Annotated in this window: 17 protein-coding genes; 3 read left to right on the top strand and 14 right to left on the bottom strand. The window is 44.7% G+C overall.

Annotation, left to right across the window (positions count from 1 at the left end; genetic code table 11):
• Together WC805_03340 and WC805_03335 are read right to left on the bottom strand one after the other, a co-directional pair.
• Positions 1–2948 (bottom strand): IPT/TIG domain-containing protein (locus WC805_03340; protein ID MFA5967512.1); only part of this gene is annotated, 2948 nt, incomplete at its 3' end.
• A 41-nt stretch (positions 2949–2989) separates the two neighbouring features.
• Positions 2990–3250 carry a hypothetical protein gene (locus WC805_03335; GenBank protein ID MFA5967511.1) on the bottom strand — a complete coding sequence of 87 codons (261 nt, stop codon included), beginning with the start codon at positions 3248–3250 and terminating at the stop codon, positions 2990–2992.
• 665 nt (positions 3251–3915) lie between these two features.
• On the opposite strand from WC805_03335, the gene rpmE reads away from it, so the two are divergent.
• Positions 3916–4155 (top strand): 50S ribosomal protein L31, encoded by a 240-nt coding sequence (gene rpmE, locus WC805_03330; protein MFA5967510.1) that lies wholly within the window; start codon positions 3916–3918, stop codon positions 4153–4155.
• A 133-nt stretch (positions 4156–4288) separates the two neighbouring features.
• Positions 4289–5341 (top strand): peptide chain release factor 1, encoded by a 1053-nt coding sequence (prfA, locus tag WC805_03325; protein ID MFA5967509.1) that lies wholly within the window; start codon positions 4289–4291, stop codon positions 5339–5341.
• Positions 5342–5351: 10 nt separating this feature from the next.
• Here prfA and WC805_03320 read toward each other — a convergent pair whose 3' ends face one another.
• The 8 genes from WC805_03320 to lgt form a co-directional block, all read right to left on the bottom strand.
• Positions 5352–5606: a hypothetical protein gene (locus WC805_03320; GenBank protein ID MFA5967508.1), complete on the bottom strand. Its 255-nt coding sequence runs from the start codon at positions 5604–5606 to the stop codon at positions 5352–5354.
• 146 nt (positions 5607–5752) lie between these two features.
• Positions 5753–6325, bottom strand: a complete 573-nt coding sequence (locus WC805_03315) for a hypothetical protein (protein MFA5967507.1) — start codon at positions 6323–6325, stop codon at positions 5753–5755.
• Between the two features lie 2 nt (positions 6326–6327).
• A complete protein-coding gene (locus WC805_03310; GenBank protein ID MFA5967506.1) occupies positions 6328–7200 on the bottom strand; it encodes an RluA family pseudouridine synthase in 873 nt (290 codons plus the stop codon).
• The gene (locus WC805_03305; GenBank protein MFA5967505.1) at positions 7175–7624 is read right to left on the bottom strand and encodes a signal peptidase II; all 450 of its coding nucleotides are present in this window, start codon (positions 7622–7624) and stop codon (positions 7175–7177) included. Before WC805_03305 ends, WC805_03310 begins: the two co-directional genes overlap by 26 nt.
• A gap of 5 nt (positions 7625–7629) precedes the next feature.
• Positions 7630–8001, bottom strand: a complete 372-nt coding sequence (locus tag WC805_03300) for a TraR/DksA family transcriptional regulator (GenBank protein ID MFA5967504.1) — start codon at positions 7999–8001, stop codon at positions 7630–7632.
• A gap of 48 nt (positions 8002–8049) precedes the next feature.
• The gene (locus WC805_03295; GenBank protein ID MFA5967503.1) at positions 8050–9060 is read right to left on the bottom strand and encodes a potassium channel protein; all 1011 of its coding nucleotides are present in this window, start codon (positions 9058–9060) and stop codon (positions 8050–8052) included.
• Complete coding sequence (gene rmuC, locus WC805_03290) at positions 9060–10088, bottom strand: DNA recombination protein RmuC (protein MFA5967502.1); 1029 nt, start codon at positions 10086–10088, stop codon at positions 9060–9062. The genes WC805_03295 and rmuC overlap by 1 nt, the downstream gene beginning before the upstream one ends.
• Complete coding sequence (lgt, locus tag WC805_03285; protein ID MFA5967501.1) at positions 10085–10954, bottom strand: prolipoprotein diacylglyceryl transferase; 870 nt, start codon at positions 10952–10954, stop codon at positions 10085–10087. The genes rmuC and lgt overlap by 4 nt, the downstream gene beginning before the upstream one ends.
• A 110-nt stretch (positions 10955–11064) precedes the next feature.
• On the opposite strand from lgt, the gene WC805_03280 reads away from it, so the two are divergent.
• Positions 11065–13404: a hypothetical protein gene (locus WC805_03280; GenBank protein ID MFA5967500.1), complete on the top strand. Its 2340-nt coding sequence runs from the start codon at positions 11065–11067 to the stop codon at positions 13402–13404.
• 165 nt (positions 13405–13569) lie between these two features.
• Here the strand turns inward: WC805_03280 and WC805_03275 are convergent, their stop codons facing one another.
• The 4 genes from WC805_03275 to WC805_03260 form a co-directional block, all read right to left on the bottom strand.
• Positions 13570–14217: a YdcF family protein gene (locus WC805_03275; GenBank protein MFA5967499.1), complete on the bottom strand. Its 648-nt coding sequence runs from the start codon at positions 14215–14217 to the stop codon at positions 13570–13572.
• 94 nt (positions 14218–14311) lie between these two features.
• The gene (locus tag WC805_03270; protein ID MFA5967498.1) at positions 14312–14830 is read right to left on the bottom strand and encodes a hypothetical protein; all 519 of its coding nucleotides are present in this window, start codon (positions 14828–14830) and stop codon (positions 14312–14314) included.
• Positions 14831–15048: 218 nt separating this feature from the next.
• Positions 15049–16503: a radical SAM protein gene (locus WC805_03265; GenBank protein MFA5967497.1), complete on the bottom strand. Its 1455-nt coding sequence runs from the start codon at positions 16501–16503 to the stop codon at positions 15049–15051.
• Positions 16504–16681: 178 nt separating this feature from the next.
• Positions 16682–17251 carry a hypothetical protein gene (locus tag WC805_03260; protein MFA5967496.1) on the bottom strand — a complete coding sequence of 190 codons (570 nt, stop codon included), beginning with the start codon at positions 17249–17251 and terminating at the stop codon, positions 16682–16684.

The following is a 17251-nucleotide window of genomic DNA, read 5'->3' as shown; positions in this document are numbered from 1 at the left end:
TCTGCTGTAATCATTTCAGTACTATGCACAACTACATTCGTAGCATCTACCCCGCCGAACCTAACTATAGTAGGATCGGTAGTCGGCCCCGCCGCTGTGCCAAAATTGCTGCCAGAAATTATAACTGCAGTGCCTCCGGTTATCGGACCCTCGGTGGGGTCTACACTGCTAATTTGAGGGGGTAATTGCTGACTACTACCTGAAATGTTGATAGTGGCAGTGCCGCTGATAATATCGACAGGCGACAGGATGTAATTAGCCTCGATAGTGTAAGTATCCGCCACACTAATCTGATAGGCATCAAAGCTGGCCACACCATTTAGCCATTCGCCGCTTTCATTAATCACTCCGATCGTAGTGGGTTGAATAACGCCATCGTCTATACCATCAGCGTTGCCATCCGCATAAATTCTGACTGGATTGCCAGTGGCAGGGACAAAATTAGTTTTAACCAAATCTTGAATGGTTTTGGCTTCTACTCTAATTGGAAAGTTGGTGTTCTTCACTCCAAACAATGGCACCGTTACGTCAAAATGATCAACAGGAATAGTATCATCCTCCACATCTACCGTGATAGTTGTGGCCGAATCAGAGATAGTCGGACTATACGTCGCCACAATGGTGTGCTGCGAAAACCCGGGGGTGGGCCCTGGCGGCTGGGGTAGGTTAGCTACACTAATTGTAAATTGTCCCGTCTGGCTACCATTAACCCAGCCAGTAGGGCCAAGATCTACCGGTTGGATAATGCTCGGACTTAACAACCCACCATCATCGGTGTCCGGAATACCATCATCGTTATTGTCAATCATGATTCTGATTGTCTCGTTATCAAAGTTGCTTAAAACCTGATGATTGCTGTCGTACACAGTCACTGTCAAATTAAATGCTTGATTGAGAGCCGTATATTCCGGCACATCAGAGATTTCAATACTGCCCACAGTATAAGCAGTGTAATGATACCCATTAGTGCCAGAGAGAGTCTTTTGATAAGTAAAATCCGTATTCTCATCTAAGATGCTAACGTCTACCCAACCGGTCTTATCACCCGGTAAAGTACTGGCGGGGACCACGGCAGTCAAATGAGTGCTATCAATAAAATTCACATTTGGCGAATAGTGGCTGCCAAATTTTACTCTGGTCTGCTCGTTAAGATCAGTTCCGTTAATATTAACTGTATTTCCACCTGCCACAGGGCCGGAATTCGGAACCACGCTCTCAATATTAAAATAATTGGCTTCGTAATTTACAGTGACACTGTCCAATATATACGGGACCAAACCTAGTTCCGAATCTTTCGGACTTAGAATCGTTTCTATAAACAGTTTGCCTTGACCAAATTCCTGGGCAAATGTGCCAATATGAGCATTGATTTCTTGGGCGGTATTGCTTCCCCCATCACCTTGGCTGGAAGACACGCTCCAAACATTGTTAACCGTATCGTAGTATCTCCATTGACCGGCAGCATAATTCTTGAGCCGGAATCTTGGGTTACCGTTACTAGACAATGGCACAACCGCATCGAAAGAAGACAGGCTGGTATAATTAATCCCGACTGTGTTTACTACCGTGCGATTAAATGGATTAGCCGGGAACTGATAGCCGGCATAGACAGATCTTAGAAAAGCGCTCGTGTTATTGGAGAGATTGTTAACTGCCAAGTACAAATAATTGCCGAATAATAACGGGTAGTCACTATCGGCGACTTCAAAATTAGTCCCACCAGTGGCAAACGGGGTATTACTTTCTATTAATTTAGTGAATCCAGTGGCAGAGTTGTAATCAACTGCGCGATACACCCGGCCACTTTTGTCAAACACTAAAAGATTGTCGTCATGGACTATTGCATAATAAGCCCCTTCCATGGGGGCGCCGATCACATCAGTGTTGGCTGTCCTCTTGAATTCCGTGCCGTTTGGAATAGTAGACTTTAGGATATAACTTCTGTCAGTTGTAGCATAAATATAACCAGCACCATCTTTAGTTAAGGAATAAACCGATAAATGACTAAATGAATCGGTTGGATCAAGCGTGGCTTCTTTCCAGATGCCATCATTATTTTCGGTGTACCAAATGCCCGTTCTACCGCTTAATCTGCTGGTAACAGCGGCATACCTATCAATAGTCTGGTACTGGCCCGCGGCCATAATGTCATTGACTGCGGTAGTACCAAGTAACTCTACACTGGTGACAGAGCCACTACTTAGATTCTTGTCGGCACTGTAAACCCACCCATTCGTGGTGGCGGGATTAACAGGGTCTACGACAGAAGCACCTGCCCATATATTAATATTGTTAGTATAAGCATCACCAAATGATACCAGATTGGGCACTCCCAGCGCAGAAACAGTCCACGACCATTGCGGCTCAGGTTGAGTAAAAGGATCTATACAAGCTGCCTGATTAGCCAGTTCACATTGAGCATAAGTAAATCTGCCAATAGAATTAGAATCAGCCGTATGCCCGAAAAAATAAATCCGTTTGTTGGGTTGCAAAAGTACACCATTGATCATTTTCTGCCAAATAATAGAAGGGTTACTGGGATGCGCAATCGTCGCCCAGTTGGCTCCAGCATCGCTACTGTGAAGAATCTGGTTGGGCTGACTGACCAAGGCTATAATATTGTCACCGAGCGGACCAGCGGCTAGTATGTCGGTAAAGGATGGGATATCATTCAAGCCTGATTCTGCTGCTGTATACACCAGATCATTCATGGCATATCCGCCCCGGACGGTGACATTCGGGCTGATATTATAATCATTCTCATTATCAAAATCAAACGTAAAAGTACTGGCGGCTTTGGCGCCATGGAACAAAGTTTCAAAATACCCGTAATACATCCCCACCCCTATCAACGCGAAAGCTGACAAGATAGCAATGGGCACGCCCCAATTGCGCTTGGGTGTAGCGGTTTTAACGGCTTGACTTAATTTGTTAATAATCTCTTCCATAATTTATTTTTGTTTTTGTTTTTTATCGGAGGGACTGTTGATTATGGATTCAAGATAAGCCGATTAGTGTTATCCACGGTGACAGAATTATCATCTGCTATCCAAGTATCAGAACCTGGGTCATATCTTTGAGCAGTATAACCAGAATTAGCAAAATTACCTTGGTCGAAGGTCAGGTCAATAGTGTTGCTTTCTAGGGCAGCCTGGGAAGCCAGCCAGTTCAGAAGGTTTCCAATCTGATTACTGAACAAGACAATTAAAATTACCCCGATAATCCCAATAACCAATAGATAGGCTTTCATAGTCTGGCTTTTATACCAGGGAAGCTGGCTATTGCTCATCGGAACCGGGGCATTATTACTGGGATTAAAGTTGCTTACCATATGGATTTTGGTTTTAATCTTTAATTACCTCTTCAATCATATTAAATCATTATACTACAAAGAAAGAAAAATGTCAATTCAGATCTGGTCTAACCAATTTTAACTAATCTAGCCCAATGAAACTTGCTAATTCATTATTTTTATGATTAAAATAGAAGCACAAGGTCAAATTGGCCGTAAGAAGGTTGTACATTAGTATTGATTGAGTTGAGAGAGCGGTAGGAAAGGAGCTTCTTGCTCCTTCCCACCAATCTATGAAGGAGGAGACTATTGCCAAAACCGCCCAAGAAGAAGGGCGGAGACAAAGATGTCCTGACCAAACAGGACAAATCTAAATCTCCGCGACCTAAAAGAAGGCCCAATGTTGTCAGGGTCCACAGTAACCCAACGAGGGGTACTGATAATGATGATCCTCTGACACGAGCCCAAAGGGCCGCCTACGAATCTGCCACCTGTGGAAACGATAAACTCAGCTGGCCCTACGACTAAGCATAAGTCTCGAAAAATCTGACAGGGGCTGCATCAGCAGCCCTTCCCTTTTTCCTCTTGAAAAAAATATCTACTCCTATTAAAATATCCTTACTATGAAAAAAGACATTCACCCCAAGTATTATCCGAAAGCTAAGATCACCTGCGCCTGCGGCAACGTGATGGAAGTCGGTTCTACAGTAGAAAGCATTTCGACTGAAGTCTGTTCGGCTTGCCATCCCCTCTACACCGGTAAACAGAAATTTATCGATAAAGCTGGCCGGGTAGAAAAATTCCGCGAGCGGGCGGCTAAAGCTGTGGCTAAGAAAGCTCCAGCGAAAAAAACCAGAGCCTAATAATATAATTATCATTTTTGTCATCCCGAGCCTAGTCGAGGGATCTTGCAGATTCCTCCACTTCGCCCGCCTTGGGCGAGGCTTCGGTCGGAATGACAATTTTTTATTAACTTCAGAACTGTATAATTAAACTATGGGTCAGACTATACAAAACTTACGACAAGAGCTCGAAGAGATTATCGGCAAACTCGAAAATGTGGCCAGTCTGTCGCCGGGTGATATAAAAACTCTCAGCCAGCGCAAATCCCAGATCGAGAAGATTTTGGATATTCAACAGCAGCTAGAAAAAATCGAGCGACAACTCCTTGATAACGCCGAGATGATGTCTGGGGACGATACCGAATTAGCTCAGGTGGCTAAAGATGAATCAGTTCAGCTGGATCAACAAAAAATAGAACTGACGCAAAAACTAGCTGATCTCTTGAATCCCCAAAACGCTGAACTGCAAAAAAACGTGATTATGGAAATTCGGGCCGGCACCGGCGGAGATGAGGCGGCTATTTTTGCGGGAGATTTATTTAGAATGTATACCCGTTATGCGGCCAAGGAAGGCTGGAAGATATATATATTAGATGAAAGTACTACCGAAGACGGCAGCGGATATAAAGAAGTGACCTTGCAGATTGATGGCACGGATGTATTCAGAAAACTGCGCTGGGAAATGGGTGTCCATCGCGTCCAGCGCGTTCCCGCTACTGAAGCCAAGGGGCGCATTCATACTTCCGCAGCCACTGTGGCAGTATTGCCTTTGGCTGAATCCGTCGATGTAGTCATTCGCCCGGAAGATCTCCGCGTAGATGTGTTCCGTTCTTCCGGTAAGGGCGGTCAATCCGTCAACACGACTGACTCGGCTGTGCGGATTACCCACCTCCCCACCGGCATCGTCGCCAGCTGTCAAACCGAAAGATCGCAAACTCAAAATAGAGAAAAGGCAATGGCGGTATTGCGCTCACGGATTTTGGATGCAGAACAGGAAGCTAAAGCCAAAGCCCGCGGCGCAGAGCGCCGCTCCCAGATTGGCACGGGAGATCGCAGCGAAAAAATCCGGACTTACAATTTCCCGCAGGATCGAATCACTGATCATCGCATCAATCAAAGCTGGCACCATATCGAAACTATTCTGGCCGGGAATTTGGACCCGATTATCGATGCTCTGACTACTGCCGAAGTAAAACTACAAACCTAAACGTTCAGCGCTATTGCGCTCCAAAAAGAAACCCGATTGCAATTGCTTCTAACACAACCAAAATCGTCACGAAGAAACTAAGTAATTTTATTGTCCAAGGATATCCCTGGACGGCTTTAATCATATAAAATGGTGAAATCAGAAGAACCACGAAACCAATAATTCCACTAAAACCGCCGAATGACAATCCAATCATCGCGGCAAATAAACTGATAATAAAAACTACTATGACCGTAATCAATACTAATCTTAACCAGAAATTCATTCGATAAAAAAATTTGGTATACTTGCACGCATACAATGCAAAAATAATTGGAGGCACCCAAAACAAAAAGCCTAACCAGCCCCACCCTGCCCATGGCATAGCTGTAAACATCCTCAAAGAACGATTGACTAAATAAAGAAAATCTATCATATTCCTAAATAATTACGGATAATTTTTTTAACTAGGCGGACGGTTTCGTCCAAGTGGCCTTCCTTGTTCACTACGCTATAAGCAAAAGCATTTTCTTTTTTCATCGCCTCTTTAGCGAGCTGCAGCCGATCGGCGATTTCATCCACTGTCCCCCCGCGCGCGATCAGGCGCTTTTTTAAAACATTTAACGATTCAGCTTTTAAGAAAATAACCAGCGCATCCGGATTGCGTTTTTGGATATTATTCGCTTCGTTAGGATCCACATCCAAAAGCGCCACATAACCTTCCGTGGCAGGTTTGCGCATATCTTTCCACTGGGTACCGTAATAACTTCCACTGAAATAATTATGTTCGATCAACAAATTGTTTTTGATCATTTCCCGGAACCGAGTCTTGGTTACAAAATGCCGATCCACTCCCCGTTTTTCACCGGGCCGCGGAGATCTGGTGCAAGTGGTGATCACTTTCTTTAAAGGCAAGTATTTCATTACTTCCACTTCGACCGTATCTTTCCCGACTGCCGATGGTCCCGTAAACACTACTAATTTGTTAGTCAGTTTATTTTTCATATCTAACGAGACAAGTTTTTTAAGAAATTACTTAGGTCCTTGGGTAAAGGGGCGGTATAAGACCTGAGTTGCCCATGAGAGTCGTTAAATTCAATTTTATGAGCGTGTAAAAATTGCCGATTCAACCCCCGCTCTCCTCTCCCATACATGGTATCTCCGGCGACAGGGTGACGGAGGGCCTGAAAATGTACCCGGATCTGATGGGTCCGCCCAGTTTCCGGAAATACTTCTACCAAACTGAATCCGGGCAGATATTCTTTTACTCGATAATGGCTTTTGGCTGCCCGCCCCCCCGCCAACGCTTCGAATCTGCCAGACTGCCCGCGCTTGATCGGCAAATCCAGATAAGCTTCCTGGGGAGTGATTTTACCAGTTAGCAGTGCCAAATAAGTTTTTTTAATTTGGCGTTTTTCGAATAGTTTAGTCAGCCAATTTTTGGTAACTTGATTTAGAGCCACTAATAACACTCCGGAAGTGTCTTTATCTAATCGATGTACTAAATAAAAAGTATCAAATCGGTGTTTCAGGGCATTAGCCAACGTTCCAGTCAGATGCTTGCCGGCCGGGTGCACTACCAGTCCGGCTGGTTTATTAACTACTACCAGATCTTTATCCTGGTAGATGATGTCTAGGTCGATTTTCTCCGGCATAATCTCGGTGCGCGGGAGTTGCAATTCGGCCACGACGCTCTGTCCGGCTTTGACTACACTTTTGACTTGAGCGGAACGGCCTCCTAACCAGACCCGGCCGGCCTTAATCTCTTTGGCTAAGAAATTCCGGGAGTACTGCGGAATTTTTTGTGATAACCAAGTATCTAAACGTTCGCCGGCTCCAGATTTAACCGTAAATCTAAATTTTTTGATGTCGTTCGCCATAAATAACTCCCAAAATAATCATGATTACTCCAATAAAAATACAAACATCCGCTAAATTAAAAATGGGCAGCCACCAAAGAGAAATAAAATCCCTCACAAATCCTAACTGAATCTTATCCCACAGATTACTCGCCCCCCCGCCGATGGCCAGCAATAATCCTAATTGATAACCGTTTATTTTTCCGCGGGCCCGCAGCCATAGTCCTAATAATACTAATAATAATATGGCCATCAGTATGCCTGCCAGTGGCATAGGCAAATTAATACTAAAAGCAATGCCAGGATTCTCATACCAGACTAGTCTTAATCCTCCTCCGTTCCAAAACTTTATTAGACCAGCTAAAGCTTTAGTCCACTGATCTAAACTCACCAGTAAAACTGTGGTGATCAGTGCCACAATCAATCTAATAATCCATTCTCGCATCAGTTTTATTCGCACTTAATGCAGGTTTTGGCTGCCGGATAGGCCTGGAGGCGGTCTTCGGAAATATATTCACCGCAATTCTCGCAATAACCGTATTTGTTGGCCTCGATATCTTTGAGAGCACTCAAAACTTCATTGAGAGATTTGATCAGACTGTCGGCCATTGCCGTATTCTCGCCAAAGGTAGTAGTTTCGTCGCTAGCTTCATCGGTAGACTCAGTTTCCCCCGGACTAGTTTCTTCGTACTTGGGCACATACCGGCCTTGGCTCTCATCAAAAAAAGCGACATCTTTAATTTCCCGTTCCAGCCGTTCCTTTTCTTTCAATAGCGCTTCGCGCTGGGCACTAATAAATTCTGGACTATAGTGATCGCTCATATTTACCTCTAAATTAATTTGTTAATTTATCCTGAGCTAGCCGAAGGACTAATGAATTAATTTTTCCACGGCTTCTAGATTCGCACGGATACCCATCAAAATCAATCTGTCTCCAGTTTGAATTACTGTGTCCCCTAACGGATTAATAATCGCATGGCCATCTTGCCGATTGATGACTAATACTGACACTCCCGATTTTCGATTAGCTAAAAAGGCTTCTAGAGGACGTCCGACCAGCTGCGATGCAGAGCCGACTGTCATATCCGTGATTTGGATTTCGCTATTTTTGAGATCAAACACATTATCGACAAAATCAGCCACTCCCGGATGCAGAGAGAAAGTCGCCATCCGAAAAGCGCTAATTTGATAAGGCGAAACTGCCCGGTTAGCGCCCACGCGGAGTAACTTGTCTACCGCTTCGTCATGATTGGCTTTCGCCACGATAAAAACGTTGCTCTGTAAAGTTCTGGCGGTAATGACTACCAAAATATTGTCGCTATCTTTTCCTAAGGCAGAGATCAGCGCTTTGGCATTCATCAAACCGGCTTCCAGCAAAGCGGCTTCGGTGGTAGCATCTCCTTCTACACAGAGAAAACCTTGCTGACGGCAAATGGCAGCCATTTCGGGATCACCTTCCACCACCACTACCGGCGTATTCTCTTTGGCCAACTCGCGGGCAACTTTACTGCCCACCCGGCCATAACCGCATACGATGTGATGTCCGACCAAGCTTTGAATTTGTGCTTTCATTTGCTTAAGTTTATATTTTTCGTCAAACCGGCTCATCAAGACATATTCCCCTACCACCCTAACTACATAGTATAGGGTAACTATACCAAAGACAATCAGGAGAATAGTAAAGATCGTTCCGGCTGTGCTTAAAGGATGGATCTCTTTATAGCCAACGGTGGCTAAAGTAATTACCACCATGTACAAGGCTTCCAAAAAGCTCCATTTCTCGATCACCATATAACCCAGTATGCCGATTGCCACCAACCCGACTACTAACGATATCAGAGTAACAAAATGTTTTTTATTGAGCTCGAGTTCTTTATCCATTAAGGCTGTTTAACTAATTCGGGTTCTTCTTTGGGTGCGGTCGATTTCAGTAGTTGCGGTTTTTCTGCTTCGGCCAAATAGGTCATCCGTCCCCGCACTTTCCCGACAATTTTTTTGTATTCGGTGTAAGCATTACCGATCATCGTATTGCCCCGAGCAATTTGGTTTTCCAAGACAGTATCCATTTCTCCTAATGCCCTGTCCAGATCTTCCAGAAAAGCGTGTACTTGCTGCTCATCGTAGGTCGCTAAAGTTTTTTTATGCAGATCGAGAAAAGTCAAAATATACGGCACGGCCATACTGAAAGGAATTAAAATGACCGATTGACTGTAAGCTCGGGTGAACGATTCTTTCAAGATGGAATAGATGGCGTCTGGCACCATCATCAAGGCCCGGTCCCACGTGATGGGCGGATGGACATACTCGGCTACTTCTTTGATTTTTTTCATGACCTCGGTTTCAATTTTTTTGATTAGTTTTTGCCGAGTGTCCTCGTTATTTTCCGTCACTAATTGGTTCATTTCTTCCAGCGCCACTACTTTGGAATCCATCGGCACAATCCGGCCATCCGGAAGTTTCAAGCCAAATTCGACGGGGCGGCCTTCTACTTTGTAATCAAACACGATCAGCTCGGGTGGGAAAATTTTAAAGATCTCCCGTAAAATGTTTTCTCCGGCCATACCTTTGGATTTCGACCCTTTAAACAGGTGCTCAATGCCTTTAATAGAATCTTTGATGGACGAAGTATATTCTTCTTCGCGGTGATTGCGCTCCTCTTGGCGAATTTTGAACTGCTGTAATAGATCCGCTAAACTCCTCAGGTCTTGATTGAGCGTATGGCTCGATTCGCGAATTAACTTTTGATCTACCCTCAGATCCCGCGTATCCCGGAGTAGCGCATCTAAGCTCTGATTTACCGCTGGGCTAGTATCAGGCTGTTTGGCCGACAGACGCTTTAATACCCAAACCAATGCCCCCAGGGTGGCTAAGCTGATCAAACTAAGGATTACTAAGAGAGTATTGATCATAATTTAGGTCGACTACTATACCTTAATATTAAACCACCAATCAGGCTGATGAGTATAATAACTAGACTGCCCCATTGGGCGACTGTCAGGTTCCCCCACTTATCGCTATCGATACGGAAAAATTCGATGCCGAATCTCAGCACCGAATAAGCCCCGGTATAAACGAAGGCCACCGTTCCCGCCGGCAGCTGTTTGCGTTGAGCAATTAACAAAATTAACAGAACTATCAGCAACCCAATGCTTTCATATAAAAAAGTCGGGTGGAACCAACTATAATTTTGCCAGGCCTCCGGCCGCAGTGCTGGCGTTATCCACATTTTCCATGGGCTACTAGTCGGACCCCCAAAAGCTTCTTGATTAAAAAAATTACCGAATCGGCCAATCATTTGCCCCAAAGCCACCCAGGGGACAATCATATCAGCCGCTGCTCCAAAAGATAGTTGATGCGCTCGGCAATACCAAAACATCATCACAGCTCCTCCCAATAAAGCTCCATGAATACTTAAACCACCGCCCGGCAAATTAAATATTTCCAGCGGCGTAGAGGCAAATTCTGACCATTTCAAAATTACAAATAATAAACGAGCGCCGATAATACCTCCGCCGACTGCGCTAGTCACTAAACCTAAAATATGCGGTTCCCATATCGTCGCTTTGGCTAAGCGACTAAGACCTAAGAGAGCCAGCACTACTGCGCTTGCCATTAAAACGCCGTACCAGCGAATTTGCCAAATACCCAATTGGAAAATAACTGGCTGAATTTCTTTTAGTCCAGCAAAATACGGATGCAGCCACCAGCCAATCATTGTACAAATTAATAATCCCCCTGCTGCAATCCCGATTCGCTTGATTTCGTAGTAGCTCATCTCTCTTTATAGGATATACTATTGTTCTGTTTCTTCCCAAAACTTATTCACAGCTTTGATTGCCAAGTTTACGGCTAGTAGTCTATAATAACTTTGATAACCAAAGGTTAATGGTAGATTTCAAAGTTACAGCCACAAAACCAAAATATGCCGTTAAGATCGGCAAGGTTTTATCTAAAAGCCCGTCGGCGAGCGGATTTTCTACTGCCCTAGTCTATCGGCCTGATTTAGCAGAAGAACAACGGCATGGCAGCCTCTATTTTGTGATCGATATTAGTAGCGCCTCTCCTCTGACCCCTGATATTGCCTATAATCTGATTGATATTATCAAAGAAGAATATTACCGCGACCTGTCCTTAGACCCCAGTCAAAGCTTTGAGAGTGCGCTCAAGGCAGCTAATGAAGAATTTGCCGCCATTGCCAAAGAAGGAGAAAAGGACTGGATCGGTAAAACTAATGTGACTATCGCTGTTATTGCTGGCGACAAGCTTTTGGCCGTGCACCGGGGTACTAACGAAATTCACCTCTGGCGAGCCGGTAAAATGATGCATCTTTCTGCTGAAATGTATACCCCAGGAGAAATGCCCCGCCCCGAGGAAACTTTATCTAATATTATTGAAGGCGACCTGCTGGTAGGAGATAAGATTATTATCAGCACCGCCGAACTCCTGTATTATTTTTCTATTGATAAGGTAAAACGGATTATTGAAAGTTTCGGTCCCGCCGAAGGCGCCCGCAAGTTGGCTGCTCAACTGGAGAAAGAAGGCGATATCAGTAAAACCAATGTGATTATTGCCGAATTCTCCGTTCCCGAGATGGCCACTGACGAAGAAGAGGCTCCGGAAGATAACTGGGTGGGCAATACCGAATCGGATTATGGCAGAAAGTTTGTTCCGAGCGCAGCTCCGACTGCACCGATCAGCGACAACCTCTGGGGGAAAACTCCTCAAGCAGGTTTCCATACTCAGGTAGTCCGCGAAGCGGACACCAGTGAAAGCGTGGGGGCTCGGGCCAGCGAAATGGCCCAGGAGTTAGATATTACTGCCGAAATGCCCGCCTACGAAGAGCCTGTCCGACCGGAATTATCTACTGCCAAATTTAATTTACCCAAAGTTGACTACGGCCGTTTGGGCGATAATCTGACTAATATTACCAATAGGGCTAAATTAGCCGCTAAAAGTCCTCAACTGAAGAAAACCAGTAATGCCGTGATGCGCTACTTTAAATACGCTTGGCTGGTAATAGTAGCGGTGGTAGATCTCGTCTTCAGTTCGGTGAGTTATTGGGTGAATCAAATCAAAAAACAGAAAAACGGCAACCGGATCTTACTGATCTCCGTAGGCGTATTGGCTATCGTATTAGTTGCTTCTACTCTGGCTTTAGCCAGCAGCAATACCGAACGGGTAAGTAAAAAAACTGCCATCGCCTCTTTAGACAGCGCTATTCAAAAACGCGATGCCGCCAAAGCGGCGCTGATTTACGAAGATACGGCTCAGGCTAATTCTTTGCTCGCGGAAGCCTATGCCCTGGCGGAAGCGGCCACCAAACACGACACGACCAAACAGGATGCTCTCGGGGTGTTGGCGGAAGTCAAAGGCCAATTAGATGACATCAATAAAGTCACGCGTTATGCCAACCCCAGAGTGACAGTTGATTTTGCTAGCATCGCCAGTCAGCTAGAAACCTCCGGTAGTAAAACGCCCAAGGTCAACGTGAATAACTTTTTCGCTGTCGGCGAAGATATTTATACTTACGATGTCGATTACAATAAAGTTTACAAATACAATTACACCCGCAACGAGGTAGGGATTATCAATTCTTTAGTCAGTAATGAGAAAAAGATCAAACTGGGCGCCCCCACCGATAGCGGCCTGGTCATCTACACCACTCCCCCGGGGATTTATGGCTTAGAGCTTTCGGATAACCGGATGAGCGCCGCTAATTTAGATAGCGGAACTTGGAATAACGCTATCGACGTAATTGCCTACACTACTAAGCTTTATTTCCTGGATCCGGATAATAACCAGATTTGGAAATATCAAAAAACCGTAGATGGTTACACCAAGATTGCGTCTTTCTTTGAAGACAATTCAACTATCAGCTTAGCCGGAGCTACCACTTTTGCCATTGATGGTGATATGTACCTCCTAATTAACGGTGTGGTAAATAAATATGTTCAGGGAGTAAAAGTAGAATATAGTCTGAAAAATGTTCCTGAGCATACCGGAATTATCAATACTATTACTGATATTTATGCCAGCTGGAATACCAATGGGCTGTACGTATTAGATGCGGCTAATTCCCGCGTGATCGCTTTTGATAAAGACGGCAAATACCGCAAGCAATACGCCTTTAGCGGGATTACTAATCCCAGTAAAATTTTTGTCGATGAAAAGATCGGCTCTTTCTGGGTGATGTCCGGCTCCCAAGTCTACCAATTAGATCTATAAAACTCGATCTATAAAACCGGAATTACTGTTCGAGCGTAGCGAGAACTAAGCAATAGTTCTCGTCATTATATTCCTTGAACAATAAGACATTTAAGTATTTAAACAGTCGGAATTTCACCGGCTGATTGATTCTAAAGCTTAACAAATTTTTCATCAATCATATTCTTATTTCCTAATCAAACACTTGCTGTAACCTAAGGCTACGAGTTGCTCATAGGCAGACCACACCTTATCAGGAATTACTTGACTGATCTGGAACCCCATCTCTGGATATAATTTAATCCGTTGCAGATCGCCGACCATAATGTTGATGACATCTTCTTCGGAAATCTCTGCAGTAGGATAATTTTCATAGGCTATCTGCGGAGAAGTAACCAAGACATCTATTTCTGGCCATAATTTCTTAAAAGTGGCATAAGTTCTACGTTCCATATAAGGTTTATGCACAGCGATTATCCGTTTAATATCGATACTCTTGTTTTCTAGTAGTTTTCTAACAGAGGTGATGTTTTCTCCTGTATTGGTAGATGTGTCTTCAACTAATATCTTGTCCGGAGGTACGCCCATAGCTAAGGCAATTTGTTTGAACTTCTCCGCTTCAGTTTCTTTCCATATATTTTTAGTAATCCTTCCAAAACCGCCGGAAAAAACTATAAGAGGCGCCCATCCCTCTAATAGTAATTGCGCTCCCCTTTCAGCCACCCGGGTGTCTTGGCTACCCAAAACCACAATGCAATCAGATTTCTGAAGCTGATGTTGCATATGATGGTAATCCCAAATTATCTTAGCTAATTTATCTACTGAATCAGGCATAATTTTATCTTATCAGGTTCCCGCTTTGTTGAGTTATTAAAAAAGGCGGTTAACTTTGCAGTTCCCGCCCTTTAGTCACACCGGTTAATGCCGATTAGTTATCGAGTGCCGCCCACTGGTTTCCTAGGAAGAAATCATTAAATACAGTAGCGGCAAGTTCACGAGCCGTGACCATACTCATGAATCCTAACCTAACTGCGGTGAGCAGCATAGCTGTCTCATCGCATATTGGAGGCAGGCCGGATAAGGAAAAGATGTAGAATTCGCCATCCTCATCACTATCACCTACTACTGCTCCGGGAGGCTGTCCGCCGGACAGCTTACTGCTTTGCGAACTTAACCTCTCGCCATAGATAGAGAATCGGGAAAGTAAGAACACTGGTTTGGATTGGCTGAATCCTTTGTACTTCTCATCACATCCGTTGGTAATTTCGTTGACAAGTAGAGGATCAACTAACCAAAAAAGACCTGTGTCTCCGGGTCTCGCCGCAGATATGGTTAGATATGCTCCATGGTGATTCCCAAGGTCAAGGCCAAACGAAGCGGCTTTGCCCATAACTTCGCCGACAGAAAAGTTAGCGACAGCGATCATCTTGTCTCTCGGTACCCTCATATGATGACCCATAGATCCATCACTAGGGCCTTCGGATTGTTCACTCATATGATTGCCTCAATGTTCAAAGCAGGTTTGGATTTACCATCAGGGTAACTGCTTTATACATTAGAATACCATAAAATCACCTCTGGCAAAGAGTTTATGCATCAGAATTTTATTATAAAAACAACCCCGCCATCAGGCGGGGTCGGTCAATTACTTAAAAATGAACAGAATCAAACAGAAGATCTCAAGGATTCGCCGTAGAGCAGCCAGAGATCCGGATCCATTCCCTTAGAATCGAGAGTAATCCGATTACCAAATACTCCTTTGGCTTTTTCCAAGAATCCGCAAACGCTCTGGACTGCTTCTTCATAGGACCCGCCACAGAACTGGTCGTAATAATATGCGGTCATGCGAATGGGGTTATAGGCCTCCCATCGGCTTTCTCGCGGCCAGTACGTCGGATCTTGTGCGCTTAAACCCATCTTCTCCAATACTTGCAGGAATAATCTGGACCCCAGAATAATCAACAAGGGGGAATGGGTTACCCAGACCAAGGTGCCATCAGCGGCATAAGAAGTATAGAAATTCAGCATCGCTTCCGTGTCGGCCTCCCAGCTTTCTGACCCAGTTCCCGGTAAGCCAGCAATCGAAGTTGCGATCAAAGGCACTCCGAATCGAGAGGCCCTTTGGAACGCTCTTTCGATGTGGCCGATCTGGGTATTGCCCTTACCGGCAATTTGAATATCGGTCAGGGATTCAACGCCAATAGCGAACCGGGCGCCAACTGCCTTAGCGCAGTAGCAAAACTCATCCGTGAGTTGAGTCGCATTCATAAAGGCCTTCATCCAGCGTTCGGGTTCCGGCTTTTCTGCTAACACTTGCTGTCGCCATGTAGGAACTGCGGTGGCCAATTCGTTAAACTCCCTTGGGTATACTCCCACAGTATCAGCGGTGTTATAAATAATATCCACCCCTGCTGCGTGGGCTGTCTCCAATTCATCCCAGAATACTTTAGGATCGGGACGACTGGAATGACCCATCGTTGCTCTGCCACAAAAGACGCAGCGTTGCCCGGTGGCCGTCAAAGCGCAGTCGCCGGCGAATAAAGCACTTATTCCCTTATGACTGGATAAGGCATAAAGCAGATTGTAATCTACCCCTGCATTAACAAAGTCAAAAGGATGCCAGATTGTTGTGTTGGGAGAATGCTCTTTTGTAAAAATATTCTCTCCGACTCCGAAGCCTTGCTCAACAATAATCGGCAGAATATTTTCGCCTCCACCCACGACACATCCATTTATAAATGGATGTTTAGCGTAGAAGGGAGCGGTAACTGCAGTTACTTCTGGCCCGCCTATAAAAATATGGCAGCCAAGATCGCGCAGCTCTTGTGCCCATCTCATACATTGAGGAACATTGCCAGCGGTCAAAGTCATGCAGACTAAAACATGCCCTTGGCCGTATTCCGAAATATATTGAACAATGTCTCGACGCAATACCTCCCCCGAAGTTACCTCCAAATTATAAACGATGGCGTTTATCTCTGGGTAAACTCTCTTTAAGGCCGTCAGCATTACCAACAACCCAAGGGGGCACGCATACTTACTGGAATGGAGCGAGGCTAACTCGCCGTCGGTGCCGCAGAAGACACCGACAACACAGGTATAATGAAGTGATTGTGTCATGTCAGGCCTCCTGCCTGTTTGATTGAAAGATTTTAATGTTCTGGAGCCATTTTATTGGCATTTTGGCCTGCTGTCAATTCTCAGACCACAAGATAACAGCTGTATTCTGGATGCCTGCCCGATCACTGGCGGGAAGTGGGAACTTGGTTACAGGAGAACAGATGGCAAGAACTACCTGTTATTCCTTCTGCCGAGACTGGGCTATCAACTCTTTGAATGCACGATAGTGTAACTCTAATTCTTCTTTGCAAATATCTAATGACAGGATGGAGTGTTTTTCATCAAGTTTCTTTTCTATAGAATCTAAATGCTCATCAAAACCAGCATTCGGTTTACCCGTTAAGGCAAAGGCAATTAAAAAACCTCGTGGAGAAAGGAACTTATAACAATCGGCATTAGCACAAATTTCTGCCTCTATAGATTTATATGGAACATCTCCATGGTGAGCTTCGATGCAATTGATAATTTTATTTTTAACATCATCTGCCAACCCGAACTGTTCCAGAAATACTGCTCCACTTTCCGCACTTAACCGAGCGTGTTCTGATCGTTTACCATCCCTCTTAGCCTCTCCGAGTTTCAAGTCCATTAAATAAGCACCCATTTTTGTTATGTCAACGTCTGCCTCTAAAGCGGTGGCTAATCGAGTAGCTACTTGGGTTGCCAAATCAAGAAGCAGTACAGGGGATCCGTACTTTTCGAACTCACTAACAGTGTATTCTCTGGCTTTGATTATAATTTCGTCCAT

This window comes from Patescibacteria group bacterium, assembly GCA_041659905.1.
Taxonomy (GTDB): Bacteria; Patescibacteriota; Kazan-3B-28; order Kazan-3B-28; family UBA10110; genus UBA10110.
The sequence above is the reverse complement of the archived record's forward strand: the minus strand, read 5'-3'. Positions and strand labels throughout refer to the sequence as shown.